This is a genomic window from Mycobacterium persicum, from assembly GCF_002086915.1.
Lineage (GTDB): Bacteria > Actinomycetota > Actinomycetes > Mycobacteriales > Mycobacteriaceae > Mycobacterium > Mycobacterium persicum.
On sequence record NZ_MWQA01000001.1, the window covers coordinates 4,405,906 to 4,428,572 of the forward strand.

Sequence of the window (22,667 nt, forward strand, 5' to 3'; positions counted from 1 at the left end):
AAGCGATGAGGAGGAGGTGGCGAAAACATGTGGGCCTTTCAGGAGATGTTCGCGTCGAAGGTCAGCAACACGTAGCTGCCCAGCACCAGCGTGAATGTCATCGACACCGCCAGCAGCGAATTGAGCCAGAACCGGGTGGATTCCTTGCGGCTGTAGTCGTCGATGATGACGCGCAGGCCGTTGCCGCCGTGCAACTGCGCCAGCCACAACAGCAGCAGGTCCCAGGTCTGCCAAAACGGTGAGTTCCAGCGCTGCGCCACGTAGTTGAAGTCGATGCGATAGACGCCGTTGTCCCACATCAGACCGATGAACAGGTGACCCAGGGCCAGGAACACCAGCACCACTCCGGAGAACCGCATGAACAGCCAGGCGAATTTCTCGAAGTTGGGCATGCCGGCGCGGCGCCGCGGCGACCGCGGATTGTCCAGGCTGGCTGGCCGGTCATGGGTGCGCTGCAGCACCGGCGCGCGGCGGCTGTTGCCGGTGTGCGGGTTGAGCTGAACGCCGGGGCTGCTCATCGGAAGTGCTCCCACATGTGGATGCCCAGCACCACGGCCGCGGGTACCAGGATCAGCAGCCACACGATGCCGACGACACCCAACATCAGCCGCTGATAGCGCGGCCCCTGCGACCAGAAGTCGATCAAGATGATCCGGATTCCGTTGAGGGCGTGGTAGGAGACCGCAACCACCAACCCGAATTCCATCAGGCCGACGACCGGCGTCTTGTAGGTGCCGATCACCGAGTTGTACGCCTGGGGGCTGACCCGGACCAGCGCGGTGTCCAGGACGTGGACGAACAGGAAGAAGAAGATCGTCGCGCCGGTGATGCGATGCAGCACCCACGACCACATGCCGGGGTCGCCGCGATAGAGGGTCCGTGGTGGCCGCCGTTTGCGTGATGATCCGGGGGCAGGTTCAGGCCCCTTTGTGGGCGCTTCCGGATTCGCGGTCGTCGCCTTGGTATTCAGACCGTCCTCACCGCCTTCCAAACCCCGTAAGAAACGGCATCAAACAGCTCTAGCCGGGCAATCGAGCTTAACTTGACCAGGTCCGCGGGCGGTACCGACAGTCCGATCGCAATCATGTGTCGCGTGGCCATTCGTGGTGGACGCGGTTCGTGTCGTCGGGGTTAAGGTTGCTTACCGAGGTCGGCCCATCGTCGAGCGGGGTTGCGAATGCCTGATGTCGATTGGGATATGCTGCGCGACAAGGCAATTCAGGTTTCAGCCGGGGCCTATGCACCGTATTCACGGTTCCCGGTCGGTGCGGCCGCGCTGGTTGACGACGGCCGTGTCGTCACCGGCTGCAATGTCGAGAATGTCTCCTACGGCCTGGGCCTGTGCGCCGAGTGCGGGGTGGTGTGCGCCTTGCACACGACCGGAGGCGGTCGGCTGGTCGCGTTGGCGTGTGTGGACGGCGCCGGGTCGGCATTGATGCCGTGCGGACGGTGTCGTCAGCTGTTGCTCGAACACGGCGGCCCGGAGCTGTTGATCGACCATGCGGGCGGGCCGCGTCGGCTCGGCGAACTACTGCCGGAACCTTTCCGTGCAGATCTTGCGGCCGATCCAGCGGATGAGCCCGGCCGCGAATCGTGGTGACCCGCTCGAATTTTGACGGGCTGGCAGTTTAAAGATCTCATGGCAAATTTATGAAGCAGTGATAAGACCGTGATCAAATCGTGATCAACCTCATTAGGGTCGCCCGTGATAGGGCAGTGATTGGTTCGTAATAAGGTTGTGATCGAATGAATATGTCATATGTGACTGCCGTACCTGAGGCGCTGGCGGCGGCGGCCAGGGATATCACCGGCATTGGCTCGACCCTGAGCGCCGCGAATTCCGCGGCAGCGGTGCCGACAACAGGGCTGCTGGCGGCGGGCGCCGACGAAGTGTCGGCGGCCATCGCGGGTCTGTTCAGCTCGCATGCCCGGGAATACCAAACACTGAGCGCCCAGGCGGCGGCATTTCATGACCAGTTCGTCAATGCATTGACCGCAAGTGCGAGGTCGTATCTGAGCACCGAGGCGGCCAACATCGCGCCGTTACGCAATGTCGTGCAAGGGCTGCTCGGAATGCTGGGCGCACCGGCCGCCGGCAACGGTGGTCAGTCGGTGGCAACCGGCGCCGGCGGGCAAGGCGGGACGGCCGTAGACGGCGGCAGTTCCGCTCCGGGGACCGGTGGCGGGACGGCCGCCGTCTATGGTCGCGACGGGAGCGCCGCGCCGATCGGCACCGGTGGCACCGGCGCCGCGGCGGTCAGCCCGAGCTCTGCCAACACGACGACCTCGGGTAGTGGCGCCACCGCCACGGCGGCTGCGACCCCCGCCCTGACCGACACCGGTGCCAGCGGCACCGCGGCGGTCAACCCGACTACCGCCGCCCCGACGAGCACGGCTGCCCTGGCAACTGCGGCCGCGACGACGACGTCCACCGCGACGACCGCCGCCAGCACCGGAGGCACCGGGGTGACGGCGACGTACACTCCGACGGCACAGTGGAATAGCGGCTTCACCGCGAATTACACGATCACCAATACGGGTACGACTCCGCTGACCAACTGGCAGCTTCAATTCGACTTGCCGACAAACGAATCCGTCACCAACCTGTGGAATGGGCAGGTGTCCCAATCCGGCACGCACTACACCGTCACCTCCGCCAGCTACAACGGGACGATCGAACCCGGCAATTCGGTCACCGTCGGATTCCAGGCCGCGCAGAACGGCTCCTACTCGCCACCGACGCATGTGCTGGTCAACGGACAACCCGTCGGCGGTGACACCGGTGGTACCGGCACTGGTACGAGCACCGGCGGCACGGGTACCGGTGGTACCGGGACCGGAACGGGCACGGGCGGTACTGGCACCGGAAGCACTGGCGGCGCCGGCACCGGTGGTACGGGGACCGGAAGCACCGGCGGCACCGGCACCGGAAGCACTGGCGGCACCGGTACTGGCGGCACGGGCACCGGAAGCACTGGCGGCACGGGCACCGGCGGCAGCGGGATCACGGCGACATACGCGCCGACATCGCAGTGGAACAACGGCTTCGTCGCCAACTACACGATCGCCAATACCGGCACTGCCCCGGTAACCGACTGGCAACTCCAATTCGACTTGCCCGCAAACGAATCCATCACGAATCTGTGGAACGGACAGGTCGCCCACTCAGGCACCCACTACACCGTGACCCCCCAGAGCTATGACGCCACCATCGCGCCCGGCAGCTCGGTCACTGTTGGTTTCCAAGCGGCGCAGACCGGCTCATACGCGCCGCCCACGAATTTGCTGGTGAACGGACAACCAGTCACCGGCGGCACGGGCACCGGCGGCACCGGCACCGGCACCGGCGGCACGGGCACCGGTGGCACGGGGACCGGCGGCACCGGCACCGGCACCGGCACCGGCGGCACGCTGATCACGTCCCAGTACGGAACGACGACAATCCAGAACGCCTATGTGGTTCAAAACAATGCATGGAACAACCCGGGTGGACAGTCGATCAACGTCACCCCCACCGGGTTTTCCATCGCCACCGAAAACGGCTCTGCCCCAACCAACGGCGCACCGCTCGGATACCCGTCGATATACGACGGCTGGCACTACGGCACCGGTTCGCCCGGCACCAACCTGCCCATTCAGTTGGGCCAGATCCAGACTGCCACCAGCAGCATCAACTACACCTACCCCAGCAGCGGCATCTATGACGCTTCCTATGACATCTGGCTGAATCCCACGCCCATCACAACCGGCGTCAACCAGCAGGAAGTAATGATCTGGTTCAACCACCAGGGCCCCATCCAGCCGGTCGGCTCCGTGGTGGGCAACACCACCATCGACGGGCAAAACTTCCAGGTGTGGAAGGGCAGTAACGGCCAGAACAACGTGGTGTCCTACGTCGCGACCACACCGATCACCTCCTGGAACAACTTCGATGTGATGGGGTTCATCGACCACACCCAAACCTTGGAGCCGGTCACCGACTCGTGGTACCTGACCAGCATCCAAGCCGGCTTCGAGCCCTGGAGCGGCAGCGTCGGCGCGGGGGTGGATTCGTTCTCCGCCCTCGTCAACGGCGTTTAACCCACCCGCGGGCATGCTCACCGGCGCCGCGCTGCACACTCCGGTCACCACCGCCCCTAACTCGACCGCCACGGTGCAGCCGCTGGCCTATGTCCACCCGGAACCACGACCCAGCGGCGCATCCGTAGCTTCCCCACCGCCCCTGTTCGACCCCGGCGACGCCGCGCACACCCTGAACTCCCCACCCCCGCCGCCGCAACCGCCCCCGCTGCCGGCTCCCCAACCGCATGCGCCGCAGGGCGGCCCCCCGGGGCCGGCCGGCGGTAGCGGTGGGCCTAGCGGGGCCGGGGGTACCGGCGCCCAGATGCTGGATTTCGGTGCTGGCCCAGCACCTCAAGCGCCGCCGCTGCCGATACCGCTTGCTCCCCAACCACCGGTCCCACCCCCTCCCTCGCCAGGTGACCCGCCGCTGAGACCCCCACCCATTCCGCCCTGGGCCCACCCACCGCCACCGACATCGCTGCAAGCCACCCGCGACGCCTACAACAAATTGATATACGATATCGATCACCACAATTTGAATCCGCCCAACTCTGCCGATTGGAACGCGGTTCAGGTTTATAATCAAGAGGCCTGGTATTACAACGCGTTGAAGGCGCAGCTCGAGCGACAATTAGATGCCGGGAACGTACAATACACGCCCGCCAAAGACGCCATACGCTTCGAAATACCGTCCTGGGCACAACCCGCACCAGAACAAGTGGGGCCCCAAGGACCGCGCGTACCGCAGAAGGTTCAGGACGTTCTTAAGCAGATCGATGAGGGAAAATGGCCACAGGCGGCGAAAGCGCCGGGCACTAAGGGTGGGAAACCGTACCGAAATGAAGATGAACATCTGCCTACGACGGACGCCTCCGGTAAGCCGATCACCTATCAAGAGTGGGATGTCAACCCGAAGGTGCCTGGTGAAGACCGCGGCGATGAGCGCATCGTTACCGGCAGCGACGGATCGGCGTGGTACACCACTGATCACTACGCTACATTCCGTCGGATTCGTTAGCGAGGCAAGCGGATTATGAACTTAGACGAATTCGTCTTAGGGGCCGCCGGTCACGGGGCGTGCGTTTGTGTAAACGCCGCGACATCCTCGCCTTTGGTGGCTCCGGCTGGAGTCGAGCTTCGAAAAGTGAATGGGGAGAATATCACAACACTCGATACACTCTTCGACGCCTTCGCGGAGGTCTGGCACTTTCCGCCGCGATTCGCGCAACACCATAACAAGGGTGCATTTGATGATTGGATGCGCGACTTCGACAATTTAACCAACCCAACCATGAGTAAGCCGCCTGCTCGCGGCTACGTCACCGAGATAATCAATGCGCACTTGCTCTTGGCTGAACAACACGGAGTTTTTTCTTGGTTCGCGAACTCAATCCCTTTCTACCGGGATTACTACCGTGACGAAGCCGACCCACCGGCGGCCTTCGGCGTAGTACTTTCGGCTCCCGCCGATGAACTCGATGAAGTTCGCGGAAGGTGGCTTGCTGCCGGCGTTCAGGTTGCAACAATTGTCATCTGAGCTGAGTTCGACCACAGGGTCGAGTGGGACGCCACCTCCCGGGCTGGCCCCCCGGGGAGACCACCACCGCGCTCGCTGCAGAGATCGACACCGCCACGCCGACTGAGTGGACGCGGCTAACCGCGAGCAAGCGCCTTGATCCCAGTAGAGAAAGTTCTCACGTGCGAGGTCAATGTCTGTTGTCGGCAGCGTGCGGGCGGGTGGGCCGACGCGGGATCGCGGTGAAGATGCTGGCCGCAGCGCGAGAGGCGCAAGCAGGTTGGCCTGGCGGCGGCTGGTGCGAACGCTGCCGGTGTTTTCACTGGCTGGTGGGCATTGGTCTGGTGCTCGGCGGCGGATGCAGGGCGCAGTGGAGTGACCGGCGCGGACGGGAGCGCCAGCGGACGGAAGCGAAGGGAGCGTAGCGAAGCCCGGAGGTAGCCGCCGAGTTATCGGGTCTGCTCAGCGTGTGGTGAGGAACCCGATCAGGGTGTCGGCGTTGCGGCCGAGGTGGCCGAGGACATTGCTGCCTTTGGCGGCGGTGGCCTGTGATGGGGAGCCGATAACGCCGGTGGGTGTGTAGGCGTGGATGCCGAGGCTGGTGAGGTAGCGGCGGTCGTTGGCGGTGTGGTCGCTGGTCTGCCAGCCGTCGCGCAGGTAGTTGGGGTAGCTGGCGAGCAGGATGGAGGTTTCCAGTTCGCCGGCGTGCATGTCGTCGTGGTTGCTGCTGTGGATTCCTGCGGCGGTGCGGGCTTCGGCCCAGTCTTCGCGGCTGGGGTAGAGCCCCACCTTGACGGGGTTGTTGGGGTGGTTGGCTTGTTGGACGACGTTGGTGAGTACCGCGTTTCCGCCGTGGCCGTTGACGACGATCAGCCCGGCGACGTTCTGGCGTGCCAGCGATTCGATGATGTCAGCGACGATCGCGGCCAGCGTGGTGGCGCTGATGCTGATGGTGCCGGGGTAGGTGGCGTGTTCGTGGGAGCAGCCGAACGTGACCGGTGGTAGCTGAAACACGCTGTGGTACTGACTGATTGATGCTGCAATAGCGCTGGCGATGAGGGTGTCGGTGCCCAGCGGCAGGTAGGGGCCGTGTTGTTCGAAGGAGCCGACCGGCAGGACCGCGACGGGCCGGGTGGCCGCTTGGTCGGTGGTGGTGGTGTCGGGGATGACTCGGCGGCTCGTTGGGTGACTCCTTGGGTGGCGTTTTTGATGCGGCCGGCCAGCTGTTGCAGGATCGGGTCTTTGCTTCTGCGTCGGCGGTCCCGCACGATTGTGCCTGCCCTGGCCAGATGAAATCGGGCTCGCTGCGAGGGCGCGGACAGGTAGCCGGGGATCGCTGTAGCGGTCAGTGCCAGTGCCTGCTGATATTCGCTGGTGGCGAGGTAGGCGTGCAGGAGTCGCATGTCGGCCACGGTCTCATCGTGATGCTGCTGTGATGTCCAGGCGTGATGGTGCCCGGCGAGCAGCGCGACGGCTTTATCGGGCTCACCGATGCGAAGATAGCCGGAGGCGATCTCGCTGGCGACGTAGGCGCCGTGGGCATAGATCGCATGATCTTGCGGGTGAGGTTGCAGGTCACCGAGTTCGAGGGGTGCGGCGGCGTGGCGATGAAATCCCCGCTCATTGTGATTGGCCAGCTCCGCGAGGGCCTGTTGGCGGGCGATGCTGGCGGCCAGACGACCCACGTCGTGACCGTCGATCAGTTCGGCGGCATCGGCGGCCAAGGCGGCGGCCAGGTCAGGGTTGGTGCGGGTGAGAATGTTGGATTGGCGCATCAAGATCATGGCGTTGAATGCTGGGCCGGCCGTATGCAGGTGCAAGGCGGCGGTGTGGGTGAGTTTCTCCGCGGCGGCGTGATCTCCGAGGTCTTGGGCGATCCACCCGGCGACCTCGGCGATAGCCCCCGCGGCACGGCGTATCTCTGCTTTGACCTGTGAGGGTGCGTGGACGATGAGGGATTCGATGGTGAGCAGATCGGATTCGACCAGGGGGCGGGCGTGCTGGGGGCCGAAGGTGTGCTCAGCTTGGATGTGGGCCTGTTGCTGGGCGGCGATGACGGCGAGCACATCGTGGTCGACGGGTAGTTGTAGCAGCAGTGGGTGCGGTAACTCGGTGGCGATGGGCACGCTGAACATCTCGTCGGGTTCGACGCCGAACACCGCGGCCAGTCTTCACGCCACACCGGGCCGAGCATCCCGGTCCGCTCGATCTGGGCGATTTTTTGTCGCAGGGACTCTTGGGTGGGCAGGTCGGCATCGCCGCGTAGCTTACGGACGTTTTCGACCTCGATTGCCAACTCGCGCAGGGTGTAGCCGTAGCGTTTGCGGGCTTGGCTGAGCCGCTGCGCGTTGAGTGCGCGGATCGGGTCGGCGCCGGCCATGACGTCGATCATGCCGCATACATCAGCGCAGTTCAGCTACCTGTGCGCGTTTACGGTCATCACTGCCTGTCACTGCCTGTCACTTCCGGGCGCATCCAGGATGGCGATGTCCTTGAGTCGCGGCCGAACAGACCGCGCCCATACCGCAAGGAAGGACAGCAATCCATGAAGTTACGTATCGACACAGCCGGGCATCGGTGTGCGCCCTGCACGGGCTGACCGCCCGCCTGGGTGAGCGCACCCTGGTCCCGGCGGTGGTGTCGGTGCGGATCGGCCGCCACGTCGACGTGCTGATCGTAAGGTTGTGACCGGCCAGTCGATTGCTGACTGGCAGAAACGCGTTCCGGCGTTGGCGGCAATGGGCAGCGCAGCGGTTGACGATCCGCGCCACCGCGCCCGGGCAGCTGCGGATCATCATCGGCCGCGGGGATGTGCTCGGCCAGCCGATCGCGGTGCCCATGCCAAACCCGGGGTCGGCGGTTGATCTGCGCGCGGTGCGGGTCGGGGTCCCCGAATCACGGCGCTGCTGGACGCTGCTGGTTCTCGGTAACCACATCCTGGTAGCGGGGGCCACCGGAGCCGGTAAGGGCTCGGCGCTGTGGTCGCTGATCGCCGCCCTCGCCCCTGACGTTAAGCGTGGCCGGGTGCGGTTGTGGGTGATCGATCCCAAGGCGGCATGGAACTCGGTGCCGGGGCAGCGCTGTTCACCCGGTTCTGCTACGACACCGATCAACACAGCGTGGAGTTGCTGCGCGAGCTGGTGGAGCTGATGCAGGCACGCGCCACCCGACTGCGCGGGCACACCCGCCTACACAGCCCTACCCTCGCCGAGCCCTTGTATGTGGTGATCATCGATGAGATCGCCGCGCTGACCGCCTATGTCAGCGACCGCAAGCTGCGTGCCGAGATCGAACACCTGCTCGGCCTGCTCCTGTCGCAGGGGCGTGCCGTCGGGATTTCGGTGGTGGCCGCGGTACAAGACCCGGCCAAAGAGACCCTGCCGGTGCGGCAGTTGTTCACCGTGCGCATCGGACTGCGCATGACCGAAGCCACCCAGACCGCAATGGTGCTCGGCCACGGCGCCCGCGATGGCGGTGCCGAATGCGACCTCATCCCTGATGGCACCCCCGGGGTCGGGTACGTGATGATCGACGGCACCGCCGACCCGTTACGGGTGAGGGCCTTCCACGTCACCGACCGCGACATCGCCGCGTTGGCCCGTACCTTCCGGGCACCACGCCCGGGCGACCAGGGAAACCGGTGAACACCCTCGCCGTCACTGGCGGGCAGCCGATGTTCGTGCTGCCGGGCCGGCCGTTCACCATCGATGCCGATGCGGTGATCACCCAGATGTGCCGACGCGCTTCCTCACCACGCTTCGAAACATGGTGGCGGCGGGTGGAATCGGTCGGGTACTGCGCCCACCCGATCCAACTGGTCGGTGACGACCACGGCGGGCGTCAGCATACGGTGTGGACGCGCTGCAACAACCGCCGCGCCGCCGTGTGCCCATCGTGCTCAGATCTGTATGCCCGCGACACCTGGCAGCTGGTGCACGCCGGAGCCGCCGGCGGCCACCACAACGTACACGCTGAAGTCGCCTCGAGGTGTTCGCTGCGGGGATAGGATCTGTTGCTGCAGAGTGCTCGATAGTCCCTGGCAACCGTTGCGTTGTTCTTGTCGGGAGGTTGCACATGTCGTTTGTTGTGGCGGCGCCGGAATGGATAGCGACAACGGCGTCGGATGTGGCGGGTATCGGCTCTGCGCTCACGGCCGCCAATGCGGCTGCAGCTTTACCGACGACGGCGATCGTTGCGGCGGCCGAGGATGAGGTGTCCGCTGCGATAGCGGCCATGTTCGGATCGCACGCACAGGGGTATCAGGCCCTCAGTGCCCAGATGTCGGCGTTCCATGAGCAGTTCGTGGCGGCGTTGACGGCGGGTGCCGGCGCGTATGCGGCCACCGAGGCGGCCAGCACGTCACCCTTGGCACAGTTGCTGGGATTGATCAATGCGCCCACCCAGGCGCTGCTCGGCCGCCCACTGATCGGCAATGGCACCAACGGCGCCGACGGCACCGGCGCTCCCGGTGGGCCGGGCGGGCTCCTGCTCGGCAACGGCGGTAACGGCGGTTCCGGCGCGCCGGGTCAGGTCGGTGGTGCTGGCGGAGCCGCGGGGTTGCTCGGCAACGGCGGGATCGGCGGGAAGGGCGGGGATGCGGTAGCCGGGAACGGGGGTGCCGGTGGCGCCGGTGGGGCCGGCGGATGGTTGCTGGGCAACGGTGGCACCGGCGGGGCCGGCGGAGCGGCCGCCGCTGGTGGAGTAGGAGGCGCCGGCGGTGTCGGCGGGGCTACCGGGCTCATCGGCAGCGGCGGAACCGGCGGTGGCGGTGGTGCCCGAGCGGCGGGGACCACCGGAGGGGTCGGTGGTGCCGGCGGGATCGGCGGCGTGTTCGGCAACGGTGGCTTCGGTGGACACGGCGGTGCCGGTGACCTCACCGGTGGCGGTGGAGCCGGCGGAGTCGGCGGGGCGGCCAGCTGGTTCGGCAGCGGCGGGGTTGGCGGTGCCGGCGGCGAGGGTGCGCCCGGTGGCAACGGTGGTGCCGGCCCGATGTTGATCGGCAACGGCGGTAACGGAGGGCTCGGCGGGGCCGGGGCGGCCGGCGGTAACGGTGGCGCCGGCGGCACGTGGTTCGGCGACGGTGGCCAGGGCGGGCAGGGCGGTGCCGCTGTCGCGGGCATCCTGGGCGGCCTGCCCGGACAGGGCGGTAACGGGGGCAACGCCAACTGGTTCGGTTCCGGCGGCAACGGCGGGCAGGGCGGCACCGGTCTGACCGGAGCGAATGGGGTCAACCCACCGCCGAGCGGCACGGCCGGCCCCGGTTCCAGCCCGGGTCCACTGTCGATCACGAATTCCGGCACCATCAGTGCTCACGTCATTTTCAACGGCATGAACGGCGGTCCCGGAGACCCCGGCGGTGCCGGCCAGACCGGCGGCACCGGCGGTACCGGCGGTGCCACGTCGGTGACGAACACCAATACCGGCTCGATCACGGGCGTCATCGACATGACCGCCGGCGGCGGCGGTGGCGGCGGCACTGCCGGTGCCGGCGGGAACGGCGGCGCGGGCGGGGCCGGCGGGAACGCCACGGTCACGAACAACGGCTCGATCACGGGATCCGTCAATGCCACCGGCGGGGCCGGAGGCGGTGGCAACACCGGCAGTGCCAGCGGTGGTGACGGTGGTTCCGGCGGCATGGGCGGCCTGGGTCAAACCGCGGGCAATGGTGTCGCACAGGGCGGCGCCGGCGGCAACGGCGGTGCCGCGAGCGTGGCATTGGGCGCAACCGGCGGCAACGGCGGTGCCGGCGGCATGGGCGGCAACGGCGGACATGGCGGGATGTTCATCGGCAACGGCGGTGCCGGAGGCGCGGGAGGGACCGGTGGTACCGGTGGAATCGGCGCAGCCGGCTTTGCCGGCGGTGACGGAGGCGCCGGCGGCCAGGGCCTCAACAACGGCACGGGCACAGCGACCGGCGGCAACGGCGGTCTCGGCGGCGCCGGCGGCGTTGGCGGCTCCGGCGGGACGGGTGGTGCCGGGGGTGTCGGCGGCAATGGCGGCGGCGCCGGGTTCATCGGTATCGGCGGCGCCGGCGGCACCGGCGGCGCGGGTGGTTTCGGCGGTATCGGCGGGATCGGCGGTGCCGGTGGTGAAGGTGGTTTCGGCGGGGCAGGCATCGCCACCAGCACCGCAGTGGCGTTTGGCGGTACCGGTAACAACGGTGCTCTCGGCGGCGACGGCGGCACCGGCGGCGCGGGAGGGGCCGGCGGTACGACCGGCGGCAGCGGGGGAGCCGGCGGCGTGATCGGTTGGGCCGGTGCCAACGGCGGTACGGGTGTCGGCGGCACCGGTGGCAACGGCGGTCAGGGCGGCGCCGGCGGCAATGGCGGCAACGGTGGAAATGCGTCGACGGGCGGCACCGTCGGCCAGGGCGGCAATCTGGCGCTCGGCGGGCAGGGCGGTACTGGTGGCGCTGCCGGTGGTCCGGGCGGCAACTCCGGGTTCACCGGCAACTTGGGTGTGCCCGGCAGCAACGGTTTGCCCGGGACGATTGTGTGACGGTGCGCTGATACCGTCACAGTCATGCCGAAGGAAAGGCAGCGTGCGACGGGCATGCCGGCCGCCGATTCGCTTGTGCCGCAATACCCGATCGAATCGGTCGACAATGCGCTGAAGCTGCTGTTGCTGCTCGGTGAACGTCCCGAGATCCGGTTGAGTGAGGCGACCCGGTATCTGGGTGTGGCGTCGTCCACCGCGCACCGGCTGCTGGCGATGCTGACCTATCGGGGCTTCGTGCGCCAAGACCCGGTGTCCAAGGCGTATCTACCCGGACCGGCGTTGACCAGCGTGGCGTTCTCGATCTTCAGCCGTATCGATATCCAGGGAGCCGCCATGCCCGTCATGCGCGGTCTCAGTGAGCGTCTGCGGGAAACGATTCACGTCGGCATGCTGGACGGCGCCAGCGTTCGGTTCGTGGCCGCGGTCGAGGGTCCGGCGGCGGTAAGAGTGGCTTCCCGGCTGGGCCGCACCATGCCGGCGCATTGCACGTCGACGGGCAAGGTGCTGCTGGCCCAACTCCCGGAACCTGAACTGCGACAACTACTTCCGCATGAGGTGCTGGAGCGCGTCACCGACCATTCGATCGGCAGCCGCACCGAGCTGGAGGCCGAGCTTTCCCGCGTCCGCGAGTCCGGTTATGCCGTCAACCGCGAGGAGAGTGAGGAGGGCGTGGCGTCGGTTGCGGTACCGATTCCCACCAAGGCGCCAGGTCTGCGGCTTGCGCTCAACGCCGCGGCTCCACACCATCGGCTGGACAAGACCCAGTACTCCTCGTTCGCCGCAGTACTTGCCCAAGCAGCCAAGGAGATTGGCGATCAGCTTGGTTGAACACCCAATCGCGCCACCTCATGTCGCCAGGCCGCCTCGACGTTGAAGTCAGATCCCAAGTCCGGCAAGTCATCCCAGTCGGCATCGGCGATGTCGCGCAGCGTTCCGCCGGCAGCACTGACCTGCAACGACATTCGGGCCAGCGCGTCGAGGCTGATCGCCTGTAAGACGGCCTGCTCGACACTGGCTGCCGCGCTGGTGATTCCGTGTCCGCGGCAGATCACCACCGGCTGACCGCGCATGGCGGCCACCATCTCCTTGCCCAGCTGTGCGGAGCGGATCAGGACGGCGCGTTCGTAGACGGGCACGCCGCCGCGCGCGAGCCGCGCTCCGGGAATGTCGTAGGCGCCGTAGATCGGCCGCAACGTGATGTCGGCAAAATCCGCGGCGACGACCGCCGGAGGGTGTAAGTGCGCGACTGCCCGATATGCCGGGTTGGCCAGCATGGTCTCGACGTGGATGGGTAGTTCGTTGGGGACCCGGTATCCGTCGAGTTCCCCTGCGGCACCGGCGGTTCCGTCTAATCGGACAAGCCGGATGTCGTTGGGCCGGGTGAATGCCGTCCCGGTATCGGTATCGCTGCGGCACCGGATCAGCAACCTATCGTCGTCGATTCGCAAACTCAGATGGCCGAGGATGCCGTCAGCCAGGCCGCGCGCCGCGGCCACCCGGCAGCCCAGGGCCAGCAGAGTGCGCTGCGGGTCAAGCATCATGGCCACCCCCCAGGCCAAATCCGCCGTCGGGGTGGACGGTTTCACCGGTGATGCCGCGGGAGCGGTCGGAGGCCAGGAACACGAAACTCCACGCATGGTCGTGACCGGTAAGTGCGACGTTGAGCGGCACTCGCGCGGCCAAATCGGTTGCCCTGTTGGGGGAGTCGAGGCGCACGCCATCCAGCCCCAGGCTGGCAGGACCGCGCAGGTCGGTGTCCAGCGTGCCGCCCGGCGCCACCCCGTTGACCCGGATCCGCGGTGCTAATTCGTGTGCCAGCGAGGCAACCAGCCCGCGCACGGCGAACTTCGACGACACGTACAGCACGCCGCCGCGTCCGGGGTAGAACGACGATGTCGACTCGGTCAGCACAATCGAGGACCCCGTTTGGGCCCGCAATGCCGACACCGCGGCCTTCACCGACTGCAGCTGGCTCAGCACATTGGTGCGAAACATCTCGTCGAAGGCCGCCGCAAGGACGTCGGCGTCGAGATCGTAGACACCCCGGTAGAAGTCGAAGACGCCGACGCAGTTGACCAGAGTGTCGAGACCGCCGAACGCGTCCACGGCCGTCGTCACCGCACGGTCATTGGCCGCCCGGGTGGTGGCGTCACCCTCGACCACCGGCACGTCCGGCAGTTCCTGACGTAACCTCGCGCACTTACTGCTATCGAGTTCCAGCACAGCGACTTTCGCGCCTTCGCTACAAAACGCGTCGACGACGGCGCGGCCGATTCCCGAGCCGGCGCCCACCACGAGCGCGCGCTTGCCGTCAAGCCAGCCCGTCATCGCGTCCCTCCGGCTCGTCGGGCAGCAGCGGAGCGCGGGAATTGCCGACCATGGCCGCCAGCGTACGGGGGTTCTGCCAGGTGAGCGCCTCTACTTCGAGCGCGTCCAGGCTGATCGACCGCCCGGTTCTGGGTGCGGTGATCAGCAGTCGGGAGCCGTTGCGCGTGTCGACGCGCTGCACCACAACCTCGGTGAATTCGTTTGCCACAGTGATGGGCTCACCGACGGGATTCACAGGAACACCGCCAGGTTCTGCATCCGCAACACCGACTCGTCGGCAATAATGGTGCGACGGGCCAACTTCCACCTGTTCTCCGGATCGCCGCACCAGCGCAGCACATCCTGCCGGCCGCAGGACAACAACGCGCTTTCGTTGACATCGCCGCGACTGCGGAATAGCAACTCGGCCGATTCGACGATGACATGCTCAGAGTCCGCGCCGGCGAAGGTGCGCACGTTGGTGATGAAATGCCGCAGCCGCGACGGGGGATCCTCGGTCCAGGCGTGCTCGGTGGCAAAACGTGCCACCCGTTGGCGCAGCGAGTACTTGTCCTCGTCGAAATGAGCCATCCCCGGTGACGTGTCGAATCCTGCGCCACGAGCAGTGGTGACGCGCACCGGCATGACGTAACGAATGTCGTCGGTCATGGTGTCCAGCCATTCCTGATACCGCTGGGCGTCCAGCAGGTAGGCCTCGTCCACCAGAAACCGGTGCGCCTGCAGATGACGAATATCGTTGAACGGCAGGGAGTTTCTCATGATAGGTACGCGGCCCAAAGCTTGAGCAGCTCGCGCTGGTTGTACTCGTTGTAGCCGACCTGAGCGCGTCCCGGCCCGTGAAAAGCCTCGGCCGGCAGCGCCTCGACGACGGGCCGGTCGTCGGACAGCAGGCCCATCCGGCTGTTCAGCAGCAGCCGCCGTGCCATCGTCCCGCCGGCGGTGGTGGTCAGCGAGACCCAGTTCTCCACGTCGTCCTGCTCGAACATGCCCGTCGACCCGAAGCACATCAAGTAGGCCCGGTAGGACCGCTTCTTGAAGTCCGCGGGTGCGCCCGCGTCCACCGCGAACCATGAGCAGACCTCGGTTTCGTTCTCGCTGATGGGCTGCCACTGGCGGATCGAGATGAACGGCAGCGCCTCTTCATTTTCGGGATCGCCGCCGGGCAGCTTGGGCCAGTTGTGTACGAAACTCAGGTTGGGAAAGCAGGTGGCGGCCGAGAACATGAAGCCGTCGTCGCCGATGACCCGCTGTTGCCGGTCGGTCCAGGCGCCTTTCATCCGGTCGATCATGTCGTCGGGGTAGCCGACATAGCGCATGCGTTCCGCGAAGCTGCCGGGCGGGAGTTTGTAGGTGGTTCCGCCGCCGCGATGTGCCCAGTAGGTGGCGCCGTCCTTGCGCTGGTGCGCCTTGGGTTCGCGGAACAACCCGATCTCGACGATCGAGGCATGGGTGTGCGGGGTGTGGTACATGTCGCCGGCGAAATTCTCGGCGCCGATCTTCCAGTTGGCCTTGATCCGCCAGCGCTGCGGTCCGCGCACCTCCAACCCGCCGGCGCTCTGCTTGGTGTAGTAGTCCAGGTAGAACCGGAAGTCGCCGAGGTAGTCCTCGAGCGGTTCGGCGCGCGCGTCCAGGCTGACGAAGATCAAACCGTTGTAGCTGGCCAAATTCGGTGCGGGCAAAAGGGTTTGGCCCTTCGGGAACCCCGCGTCGCCGCCGTATGCCTCCCGATGGAACGGCAGTCCGGTGAGCCGGCCGTCGTTGCGGTATGTCCAGCCGTGGTAGGGGCAGCGGAAATTGGAGGCATTGCCCATCTCCGCACGGCACAGCTGCATGCCGCGGTGCAGGCACATATTGAACATCGCGCGCACCGCGCCATCGGAGTCGCGGGCGATGATGAACGAATCGTCGAGCACCCGGCGCACGACGTAGTCGCCTTCATGCGGGATCTCCGATTCATGGGCCATGAACATCCACGCCCGGCCGAACAGCCGCTCTTTTTCCACGTCGAACAGCTCTTTGTCGTTGTAGATGTGGGCGGGAATCATCCCCCGGCGTACGGCGCCGGTAACACCGTCGAGGGCAGCACCGTGAGCGGCCAAACCCAGCCCCATTCTCGCTTGCTCTGTATTGCAGAAATATATTCTGCTTATCAGAATCCCTGAGAATGCTGTGTCGGTCAATCGGTTTCGACGGCGTCAGCGACCGCACAGGCGCCCCGAGGCTGATTCACAGCCACTTCACATTTGTCTAAGCGTTGTGGAGATGTGCCGCGTGGATACGTTGGTAGCTGGTGTGTGCGGGGGCGGGTTCACTTGATGCGCGTCACCGCCTGGCTGACTCTGTCTGAGTCTCTCAAAGGGGAAGGACTGGTGTCATGGTGGAGCGGCCTCGAGATCGGCAGCCGCATAAATTCGGATCGCGGGCGCTGGCCGCAATTGGGCGCCAAGCATGGCTGGATCGGCCCAGCTACCGGCTAGAGCACCTGATCAGCTTCGGTTTCAACGCGCTGGGCGGGGCACGCGACCGCGTCACCAACGCCTTGAACGGCGTATGGCTGGGGCACCCGGTGCATCCGCCACTGACCTCGTTTGCCAGTGGAGCGCTCGGCACCACGGTGGCCCTGGACGCCCTCAGCCTGCTGCCCGGTCGGCCTGCCTCGGAGGTGCTGGACGCATCACGGTTTGCTAGCCGCGCTCTGGGGTTGGGTATTGCGGCGAGCGTCGGCTCGGCTGTCACCGGGATTGCCGACTGGCAGCACACCCACGAAGAGGACCGCCGGGTGGGGCTGGTACACGGTTTGGTCAACACAGCGGCGACCGCGCTGTACGTGATGTCGTGGGTGGACCGTCGCCGCGGCCACCACCTCCGCGGGATCGCAGCCAGCGCGCTGGGCTACGCCATCACCGTCGGCGGCGCCTACCTCGGCGGGGCGCTGGTGTTCGAGTCCGGCATCGGGATCGACCAGTCGGGCGGACGACTGCGCACCAAAGAATGGACACCGGTACTGCCCGCGAGCTCGTTGAACGGCAAGCCGGTTCGCGTCGAGGTCGACGGAGTGGGCCTGGTGGTCTGCCAAACCAAGCCGGGCGAGGTGTCGGCGTTCGGTGAGTTCTGCCCGCACCTGGCCGCACCGATGGCCGACGGCTGGATCGATCGCGGCCGGCTGGTGTGCCCATGGCACGGGTCGCGGTTCGCGCTGGAGTCAGGTGAGGTGTTGCGCGGGCCGTCGGCAGCTCCGCTGCCCTGTTATGAGGCCCGGCTGGTCGACGGAATGGTGGAAGTGCGTGGCGACGGCCATGAAGGTCTCCCCGCGTCGGAAGGGATCGCAAAGTGAACGCTTACGAAGTGCTCAAAGAACACCACGTGGTGATCAAGGGGCTCGGCCGCAAGATCAGCGAAGCGCCGGTGAACAGCGAAGAGCGCCATGCGCTGTTCGACGAGTTGCTGATCGAGCTGGACATTCACTTCCGCATCGAGGACGACCTCTATTACCCGGCGCTGTCCGCGGCCACCAAGTTGATCGCGGTGGCTCACGCCGAGCATCGTCAGGTGATCGACCAACTTTCGGTGCTGTTGCGCACGCCGCAACGCGCACCCGGGTACGAAGACGAATGGAACTCCTTCAAGACCGTCCTCGAAGCGCACGCCGACGAAGAGGAACGCGACATGATCCCCGCTCCTCCCGAGGTGAAGCTCACCGACGCCGAACTCGAGGAACTGGGGGAGAAGATGGCCGCACGTATGGAGCAATACCGCGGATCTGCGGTGTACAAGCTCCGTACCAAGGGCAGGGCTGCGCTGGTCCGAAGCCTGTAGCGTCCCAGCCGATTACCGGCGGCCGATTCCGGCCATCATGATCGGGGTGAAGACGCGGATGTCCCCGCCGAGGCGCGCCGCGGCCGCATCGGCGTCCTCGGAGGAAATGAGCCCCGCATCGACGACGGCGTTCCGCAGGCTCTCGAAAGACAACCTGAAGAAGTCGAAACCCGGTGTGGCGGAATCGATTATCCGAGCGCGGCCGTCACCGCGGACCTCGGTGAGACCGGCGGCGGCCAGGTCGGCGACGACCTTGCGGCCGTAATGCGGTTCGAAGCCGGAGCGCTGCATGAAGGACAGGATCGCCTCGGTTACCCGGTCGAGTTCTGCGCCAGCCCCCTCGAAGCCGAAGGCTGTCCAGTCGTAGTCCTCGATGACCATCCACCCGCCGGGCCGGAGCGCCGCGGCCAGCCGGTCGATGATCTGCCGGCGGTCCGGCAGGTGCTCCAGCACCAGCCGGCAGTGCACCAAGTCGAACTCACCCCGGGGAAGCTCGTCGGTTCTGATGTCGAGGCGGCGGACGTCGATGGTGTCGCCGGCCAGCGGTTCGATGAAGCGGGTATCGATGTCGACGGCCACCACCGCGGCACCGCGGCCGCTCATCCATTCCAATAGCGAGCCGCCGCCGGCGCCGACCTCCAGGCACCGCCAGCCGGGGCAGATACCGAGCTCGTCCAGCAAGGCCTGGGTGCCGGGGTCCCACAGGTTCTCGATGCCGGCCAACCGGGTGCGTTCCTGTGCAAAGCCCTGGTCGTAGACGTAGTCCTGGGGCATGCCGGTAACGCTAGCCCCACAGGTTGCCGACCGCGAGTAGCGTCACGGTTCGTGAATGCCGCACCGCAGCGCATCGCGTCCCAAGCCGACATCACGTCGGAAATCAATGCCATCGCAGCCGAATACCAGCGCGGCGGCAGGGCAGCGACCCAGCCCCGCCTCGACTATCCGCCGTATCGCAGCAGTGTGCTGCGCCATCCCGAACGTGCCCTGCTGGCCGTCGACCCCGAGGTGGTCGAGCGCTGGGCCCCGTGCTTCGGCGAGCGGGATGTCGGGCCGCTCGATGCCGACCTCACGTCCGGCCAACCGGGCGAGCCGATCGGGGAGCGCTGCATCGTGGCCGGCCGGGTGCTCGACGGAGCCGGCCGGCCGGTGGCGGGCCAGCTGGTGGAGATCTGGCAGGCCAACGCCGCCGGCCGCTACCGCCACCCGGGCGACCAGCATCCCGCGCCGCTGGACCCCAACTTCACCGGCGTGGGCCGCTGCCTGACCGGTCCCGACGGCTCGTACCGATTTGTCACCATCAAGCCCGGCCCCTATCCGTGGCGCAACCATCACAACGCCTGGCGACCCGCGCACATTCACTTCTCGGTCTTCGGGACGGCGTTCACCCAGCGTCTGGTCACTCAGATGTATTTCCCGGGCGATCCGTTCCTGGGATTGGATCCGATCTTCCAGTCGATCATGGAACCCGTTGCCCGCCAACGGTTGCTAGCCAGCTTTGACCACGGTCTCACCGAGCCCGAGTACGCGACCGGTTACCGGTGGGACATCGTGGTGTCGGGCAGCTGCCGGACCTGGACCGAGGACCGCTAGCGATGGCTGAATTGGCCTGCACCCCAGGGCAAACCGTCGGGCCGTTCTTCGGCATCGCGTTGTCGTATCCCGGCGACAGCCAGCTGGTCGCCGACGAGCATCCCGGCGCTGTCAGGTTACACGGCACGGTCTACGACGGCGCCGGCGCCGGTGTGCCCGACGCCCTCCTCGAACTCTGGCAGGCCGACGGTGACGGTCGCATTCCTCGACAGGCCGGCTCGCTACGGCGGGCGGGCGCCGGGTCGGCTGAGTTCACCGGATTCGGCCGGGCCGCGACCGACGCGCACGGACGTTACCGGTTCACCACCGTGGCACCCGGCTCGGTCGACGGTCGGGTGCCGTTTTTCGCGATCGCCGTCTTCGCTCGGGGCCTGTTGCACCGGCTGTTCACCCGCGCCTACCTGCCCTCTCCTGAGGTGGATGCCGATCCGGTGCTGGCGCGCGTCGAGCCCCGACGGCGTGCCACGCTGCTGTGCGTCGACGAAAATTATTCGGGCCGTGTCGGATACCGTTTCGACATCCACCTGCAGGGCCCTTCCGAAACCGTGTTCTTGACGTACCGAGACGATATGCGATGACCAACCTGTTGTGGCCCGGCGACCAGCGGGCCGGCGAGCATCTGAGCGACGAGTCGCTGCTGCGGTCGATGGTGGCGGTGGAATCCGCCTGGCTGGGGGCACTGGCCGACGCCGGACTGGCGCCCATCGACCGGGCCGGGGCGGACCTGCGGCATCTGGTGGGCGAGCATGACTGCGAACTGCTCGCGGTCACCGCCGAGGACGGCGGGAACCCGGTCATCGGGTTGGTGTCGCTGCTACGAGATCGCGCGTTGCCGGCCGTGGCGCCGTGGATCCACCGCGGACTGACCAGCCAGGATGTCCTCGACACCGCCCTGATGCTGGGGGTGCGTTCGGTCGCCGACCATGTGACAAAGCAATTGGCGCAACAGATTACGACGCTGTCGGCGCTGGCCAGGGCGCATCGGGGCACACCGATGGTGGCCCGCACCCTGACTCAGCACGCGGCGCCCACCACGTTCGGTGCCAAGGCCGCGGTCTGGCTCAACGGTGTTGTCGACGCCTATCGGCGGCTCGGCGCGCTGGTCACCCCGGCTCAGTTCGGCGGCGCTGTCGGAACTTGGTCGGCCACGACCGAATTGGCCTCTCTGCTCACCGCCACGACGGAGCCGACGGAATTAGCGGAGCGTGTGGTACGCAGTGCCGCAACCACTTTGGGACTTCGGGTGCGGCTGCCGTGGCACACCACGCGGACGCCGGTCACTACCGCCGGTGACGCTCTGGTCGGGTGCACCGACTGCTGGGGCCGGATCGCCGCTGACGTCGTCACTTTGGTGCGCCCCGAGATCGCCGAACTGGGGGAGCCGGTCAGTGGACCGCGCGGCGGATCGTCGTCGATGCCGCACAAACGTAATCCGGTGCTGTCCATCCTGATCCGCCGGGCCGCCGCGGGCGCGCCGCAAATGGCCGCGACGCTGCACACCGCCGCGGCACTGGCCAACGACGAACGTCCCGATGGCTCCTGGCATGTCGAATGGGACACCCTGCGCACCCTGGCCAGGCGTACCGTGGTCGCAGGCTCCCAATGCGGCGAATTGCTCGCCGGACTTGACGTGCATACCGCGCAGATGGCCCAAAACCTCAGTGCGGCAGATGTTCTGGGGGAGCAGCGGACGATCGCCGAGTTGGCCGGAACGGAAGCCTCGGCTACCTACCTCGGAGCCGTCGACCGGTTGATCGACCAGAGCCTGCAGCGGGCCGAGCGGGCGTTGAGCGAATACTCGTGAGGCCGGCCCCGAGTCCCCCGGCGCACCGCCCAATTGGTGGTTCTTGCAGATGGTCGCCTCAATGCGCTGGCGATCAGGGTGGTCGGTACCCCCGAGTGTCGCGGAGTGCTGCCCAGGCTTTCGCGTGGGTCGGCACCGAGACTAGAACCTCCGGGCGAGTCGGGTTATCGGATTACCGCTCAGGTCGGACCTTTTGGGCGGGCGGGTGGTCCCGCCTCCCGTTCAGCCCGCCACCAGGAACCCTGGAGTTGTTGCCGACACGGGATTGGACGCGCGAAACGTGTTGCGTTGCCACACAATCTGCGTCATTTGCGAAAAAAGCATGGAAGAACGTCCCGATCTGGCGCGTGAAACCTTTCAGGTGGTGCTAGACCTCGTACAGCTTTCGGTAGGCTTCACGCGCACAAGTTCGCAATTGTTCATCATCTAAACCGCCCGCCCTCTCCCGTAACCCGGGATCCGCGGCGTAGTCATCGACATCGGCGAATAATCTGTCGAGTATGTTGAATTCCGTGCCAGGAACTTGATCTCCGTCGTTCTTGAATACCATAAAATACAATGATTGAAACTCTGGTGCTGTGATCTCACGATTGATGAATCTAACTATCAGGTCTCGATATTTTGCAATCATACGCTCAACCGATGCACTATCGCGAAACATCAATCGCCGCCCAACTTCCCCTCGTTCAGCACATATGCAGCTTGTTCATAATTTAATCTCCAGCCCGATATAAATCTTCCATCCGGAGTCTGAATGACGCACAATCCGGACTTCGGATTATAGTCTATTATAGCAGGCTGACCACGGTAGGTGCCCTGGATGTGCATGGTAGCAGGATCATTTAGTACGTGTTTCACAGCTCGGTCGGACGCGTCGAATCCGGCGCGCCAGCGGGAATCTGTCACGCCAAAATCTTTTGCATGATAATACTTGCGTTCCATTTGACCAAGGTCGGTCTGCAATGGGATTCGCGTCGCTTGCAGCGACGGCGGGCAAGCAATTGCGCCCGACCCTGGTTGTGCAATTGCACGCGGGGACAAGCAAATGGCGTC

23 protein-coding genes and 6 pseudogenes are annotated in these 22,667 nt (G+C 66.2%); 17 read left to right on the forward strand and 12 right to left on the reverse strand.

Annotated elements, in window-relative coordinates:
• Positions 1-38: 38 nt before the first annotated feature.
• Both B4U45_RS20095 and sdhC read right to left on the reverse strand, forming a co-directional pair.
• Positions 39-518, reverse strand: coding sequence for a succinate dehydrogenase hydrophobic membrane anchor subunit (locus tag B4U45_RS20095; RefSeq protein WP_075546820.1), 480 nt, complete (start codon positions 516-518; stop codon positions 39-41).
• The gene (gene sdhC, locus B4U45_RS20100; protein WP_082275372.1) at positions 515-970 is read right to left on the reverse strand and encodes a succinate dehydrogenase, cytochrome b556 subunit; all 456 of its coding nucleotides are present in this window, start codon (positions 968-970) and stop codon (positions 515-517) included. Before sdhC ends, B4U45_RS20095 begins: the two co-directional genes overlap by 4 nt.
• 207 nt (positions 971-1,177) lie before the next feature.
• Between sdhC and B4U45_RS20105 the strand changes: the two genes are divergently transcribed.
• The 6 genes and pseudogenes from B4U45_RS20105 (at position 1,178) to B4U45_RS20125 (ending at position 5,599) form a co-directional block, all read left to right on the forward strand.
• Positions 1,178-1,600, forward strand: a complete 423-nt coding sequence (locus B4U45_RS20105; RefSeq protein WP_075546821.1) for a cytidine deaminase — start codon at positions 1,178-1,180, stop codon at positions 1,598-1,600.
• 152 nt (positions 1,601-1,752) lie between these two features.
• Positions 1,753-2,751: pseudogene (locus B4U45_RS29490) on the forward strand (PE domain-containing protein); the annotation flags it as partial.
• A gap of 267 nt (positions 2,752-3,018) precedes the next feature.
• A pseudogene (locus B4U45_RS30485) lies at positions 3,019-3,309 on the forward strand (cellulose binding domain-containing protein); the annotation flags it as partial.
• A 153-nt stretch (positions 3,310-3,462) separates the two neighbouring features.
• Positions 3,463-4,059: pseudogene (locus B4U45_RS30135) on the forward strand (GH12 family glycosyl hydrolase domain-containing protein); the annotation flags it as partial.
• 511 nt (positions 4,060-4,570) lie between these two features.
• Complete coding sequence (locus B4U45_RS20120; RefSeq protein WP_244899383.1) at positions 4,571-5,080, forward strand: ribonuclease domain-containing protein; 510 nt, start codon at positions 4,571-4,573, stop codon at positions 5,078-5,080.
• A 96-nt stretch (positions 5,081-5,176) separates the two neighbouring features.
• Entirely contained in the window at positions 5,177-5,599 is a 423-nt protein-coding gene (locus B4U45_RS20125; protein WP_158006297.1) for a barstar family protein, read from the forward strand.
• A 441-nt stretch (positions 5,600-6,040) separates the two neighbouring features.
• On the opposite strand, the gene B4U45_RS20130 is transcribed toward B4U45_RS20125, so the two are convergent.
• Positions 6,041-6,745, reverse strand: a complete 705-nt coding sequence (locus B4U45_RS20130; RefSeq protein ID WP_083156496.1) for a creatininase family protein — start codon at positions 6,743-6,745, stop codon at positions 6,041-6,043.
• A gap of 284 nt (positions 6,746-7,029) precedes the next feature.
• On the opposite strand from B4U45_RS20130, the gene B4U45_RS20135 reads away from it, so the two are divergent.
• The 4 genes and pseudogenes from B4U45_RS20135 to B4U45_RS29495 form a co-directional block, all read left to right on the forward strand.
• On the forward strand, positions 7,030-7,515 hold the full coding sequence (locus tag B4U45_RS20135; protein ID WP_219859492.1) for a hypothetical protein: 486 nt from the start codon (positions 7,030-7,032) through the stop codon (positions 7,513-7,515).
• 6 nt (positions 7,516-7,521) lie between these two features.
• On the forward strand, positions 7,522-7,662 hold the full coding sequence (locus B4U45_RS20140) for a hypothetical protein (protein WP_158006287.1): 141 nt from the start codon (positions 7,522-7,524) through the stop codon (positions 7,660-7,662).
• Between the two features lie 472 nt (positions 7,663-8,134).
• Positions 8,135-9,222: pseudogene (locus tag B4U45_RS20145) on the forward strand (FtsK/SpoIIIE domain-containing protein); the annotation flags it as partial.
• 29 nt (positions 9,223-9,251) lie between these two features.
• Positions 9,252-9,563, forward strand: a pseudogene (locus B4U45_RS29495) (replication initiator); the annotation flags it as partial.
• Here B4U45_RS29495 and B4U45_RS30490 read toward each other — a convergent pair.
• Positions 9,548-9,652, reverse strand: a pseudogene (locus tag B4U45_RS30490) (hypothetical protein); the annotation flags it as partial. The pseudogenes B4U45_RS29495 and B4U45_RS30490 sit on opposite strands and share 16 nt — an antisense overlap.
• On the opposite strand from B4U45_RS30490, the gene B4U45_RS20155 reads away from it, so the two are divergent.
• Together B4U45_RS20155 and B4U45_RS20160 are read left to right on the forward strand one after the other, a co-directional pair.
• Positions 9,653-12,076, forward strand: coding sequence for a PE family protein (locus B4U45_RS20155; protein ID WP_219859493.1), 2,424 nt, complete (start codon positions 9,653-9,655; stop codon positions 12,074-12,076).
• 24 nt (positions 12,077-12,100) lie between these two features.
• Positions 12,101-12,904 (forward strand): IclR family transcriptional regulator, encoded by an 804-nt coding sequence (locus B4U45_RS20160; protein WP_083154294.1) that lies wholly within the window; start codon positions 12,101-12,103, stop codon positions 12,902-12,904.
• Here the strand turns inward: B4U45_RS20160 and phtC are convergent.
• Genes phtC through B4U45_RS20185 form a run of 5 tightly spaced genes read right to left on the reverse strand, consistent with a single transcriptional unit; the run spans position 12,892 to position 16,515 of the window.
• A complete protein-coding gene (gene phtC, locus B4U45_RS20165; RefSeq protein ID WP_075547605.1) occupies positions 12,892-13,614 on the reverse strand; it encodes a 3,4-dihydroxyphthalate decarboxylase in 723 nt (240 codons plus the stop codon). The genes B4U45_RS20160 and phtC overlap by 13 nt on opposite strands.
• On the reverse strand, positions 13,607-14,404 hold the full coding sequence (hcaB, locus tag B4U45_RS20170) for a 3-(cis-5,6-dihydroxycyclohexa-1,3-dien-1-yl)propanoate dehydrogenase (RefSeq protein ID WP_075547600.1): 798 nt from the start codon (positions 14,402-14,404) through the stop codon (positions 13,607-13,609). The genes phtC and hcaB overlap by 8 nt, the downstream gene beginning before the upstream one ends.
• The gene (locus B4U45_RS20175; RefSeq protein ID WP_075547599.1) at positions 14,388-14,639 is read right to left on the reverse strand and encodes a dihydrodiol dehydrogenase; all 252 of its coding nucleotides are present in this window, start codon (positions 14,637-14,639) and stop codon (positions 14,388-14,390) included. The genes hcaB and B4U45_RS20175 overlap by 17 nt, the downstream gene beginning before the upstream one ends.
• Entirely contained in the window at positions 14,636-15,163 is a 528-nt protein-coding gene (locus B4U45_RS20180; protein ID WP_075547598.1) for a 3-phenylpropionate/cinnamic acid dioxygenase subunit beta, read from the reverse strand. Before B4U45_RS20180 ends, B4U45_RS20175 begins: the two co-directional genes overlap by 4 nt.
• Positions 15,160-16,515: an aromatic ring-hydroxylating dioxygenase subunit alpha gene (locus B4U45_RS20185; RefSeq protein ID WP_075547597.1), complete on the reverse strand. Its 1,356-nt coding sequence runs from the start codon at positions 16,513-16,515 to the stop codon at positions 15,160-15,162. Before B4U45_RS20185 ends, B4U45_RS20180 begins: the two co-directional genes overlap by 4 nt.
• A 263-nt stretch (positions 16,516-16,778) precedes the next feature.
• On the opposite strand from B4U45_RS20185, the gene B4U45_RS20190 reads away from it, so the two are divergent.
• Both B4U45_RS20190 and B4U45_RS20195 read left to right on the forward strand, forming a co-directional pair.
• Positions 16,779-17,738: a Rieske (2Fe-2S) protein gene (locus tag B4U45_RS20190; RefSeq protein WP_083154300.1), complete on the forward strand. Its 960-nt coding sequence runs from the start codon at positions 16,779-16,781 to the stop codon at positions 17,736-17,738.
• A complete protein-coding gene (locus tag B4U45_RS20195) occupies positions 17,735-18,220 on the forward strand; it encodes a hemerythrin domain-containing protein (protein WP_075547595.1) in 486 nt (161 codons plus the stop codon). Before B4U45_RS20190 ends, B4U45_RS20195 begins: the two co-directional genes overlap by 4 nt.
• A gap of 12 nt (positions 18,221-18,232) precedes the next feature.
• On the opposite strand, the gene B4U45_RS20200 is transcribed toward B4U45_RS20195, so the two are convergent.
• A complete protein-coding gene (locus B4U45_RS20200; protein ID WP_075547594.1) occupies positions 18,233-18,994 on the reverse strand; it encodes a class I SAM-dependent methyltransferase in 762 nt (253 codons plus the stop codon).
• A gap of 51 nt (positions 18,995-19,045) precedes the next feature.
• Here B4U45_RS20200 and pcaH point away from each other — a divergent pair, with 51 nt between their 5' ends.
• Genes pcaH through B4U45_RS20215 form a run of 3 tightly spaced genes read left to right on the forward strand, consistent with a single transcriptional unit; the run spans position 19,046 to position 21,614 of the window.
• A complete protein-coding gene (pcaH, locus tag B4U45_RS20205) occupies positions 19,046-19,810 on the forward strand; it encodes a protocatechuate 3,4-dioxygenase subunit beta (RefSeq protein WP_075547593.1) in 765 nt (254 codons plus the stop codon).
• A gap of 2 nt (positions 19,811-19,812) precedes the next feature.
• Positions 19,813-20,388 carry a protocatechuate 3,4-dioxygenase subunit alpha gene (gene pcaG, locus B4U45_RS20210; protein ID WP_075547592.1) on the forward strand — a complete coding sequence of 192 codons (576 nt, stop codon included), beginning with the start codon at positions 19,813-19,815 and terminating at the stop codon, positions 20,386-20,388.
• Positions 20,385-21,614 (forward strand): lyase family protein, encoded by a 1,230-nt coding sequence (locus B4U45_RS20215; protein WP_075547591.1) that lies wholly within the window; start codon positions 20,385-20,387, stop codon positions 21,612-21,614. Before pcaG ends, B4U45_RS20215 begins: the two co-directional genes overlap by 4 nt.
• A 367-nt stretch (positions 21,615-21,981) precedes the next feature.
• On the opposite strand, the gene B4U45_RS30495 is transcribed toward B4U45_RS20215, so the two are convergent.
• Together B4U45_RS30495 and B4U45_RS20225 are read right to left on the reverse strand one after the other, a co-directional pair.
• On the reverse strand, positions 21,982-22,275 hold the full coding sequence (locus B4U45_RS30495) for a colicin immunity domain-containing protein (protein ID WP_082275454.1): 294 nt from the start codon (positions 22,273-22,275) through the stop codon (positions 21,982-21,984).
• Positions 22,275-22,556: a colicin D domain-containing protein gene (locus B4U45_RS20225; RefSeq protein ID WP_116671266.1), complete on the reverse strand. Its 282-nt coding sequence runs from the start codon at positions 22,554-22,556 to the stop codon at positions 22,275-22,277. The genes B4U45_RS30495 and B4U45_RS20225 overlap by 1 nt, the downstream gene beginning before the upstream one ends.
• Positions 22,557-22,667 lie beyond the last annotated feature (111 nt).

Excerpts from the sequence above, each read along its gene's own strand:
- B4U45_RS20095 (WP_075546820.1), bottom strand. The coding sequence starts at position 518 with ATGAGCAGCCCCGGCGTTCAGCTCAACCCGCACACCGGCAACAGCCGC.
- B4U45_RS20105 (WP_075546821.1), top strand. The coding sequence starts at position 1,178 with ATGCCTGATGTCGATTGGGATATGCTGCGCGACAAGGCAATTCAGGTT.
- B4U45_RS20155 (WP_219859493.1), top strand. The coding sequence starts at position 9,653 with ATGTCGTTTGTTGTGGCGGCGCCGGAATGGATAGCGACAACGGCGTCG.
- B4U45_RS20160 (WP_083154294.1), top strand. The coding sequence starts at position 12,101 with ATGCCGAAGGAAAGGCAGCGTGCGACGGGCATGCCGGCCGCCGATTCG.
- phtC (WP_075547605.1), bottom strand. The coding sequence starts at position 13,614 with ATGCTTGACCCGCAGCGCACTCTGCTGGCCCTGGGCTGCCGGGTGGCC.
- hcaB (WP_075547600.1), bottom strand. The coding sequence starts at position 14,404 with ATGACGGGCTGGCTTGACGGCAAGCGCGCGCTCGTGGTGGGCGCCGGC.
- B4U45_RS20180 (WP_075547598.1), bottom strand. The coding sequence starts at position 15,163 with ATGAGAAACTCCCTGCCGTTCAACGATATTCGTCATCTGCAGGCGCAC.
- B4U45_RS20185 (WP_075547597.1), bottom strand. The coding sequence starts at position 16,515 with ATGGGGCTGGGTTTGGCCGCTCACGGTGCTGCCCTCGACGGTGTTACC.
- B4U45_RS20190 (WP_083154300.1), top strand. The coding sequence starts at position 16,779 with ATGGTGGAGCGGCCTCGAGATCGGCAGCCGCATAAATTCGGATCGCGG.
- B4U45_RS20200 (WP_075547594.1), bottom strand. The coding sequence starts at position 18,994 with ATGCCCCAGGACTACGTCTACGACCAGGGCTTTGCACAGGAACGCACC.
- pcaG (WP_075547592.1), top strand. The coding sequence starts at position 19,813 with ATGGCTGAATTGGCCTGCACCCCAGGGCAAACCGTCGGGCCGTTCTTC.
- B4U45_RS20215 (WP_075547591.1), top strand. The coding sequence starts at position 20,385 with ATGACCAACCTGTTGTGGCCCGGCGACCAGCGGGCCGGCGAGCATCTG.
- B4U45_RS30495 (WP_082275454.1), bottom strand. The coding sequence starts at position 22,275 with ATGTTTCGCGATAGTGCATCGGTTGAGCGTATGATTGCAAAATATCGA.
- B4U45_RS20225 (WP_116671266.1), bottom strand. The coding sequence starts at position 22,556 with ATGGAACGCAAGTATTATCATGCAAAAGATTTTGGCGTGACAGATTCC.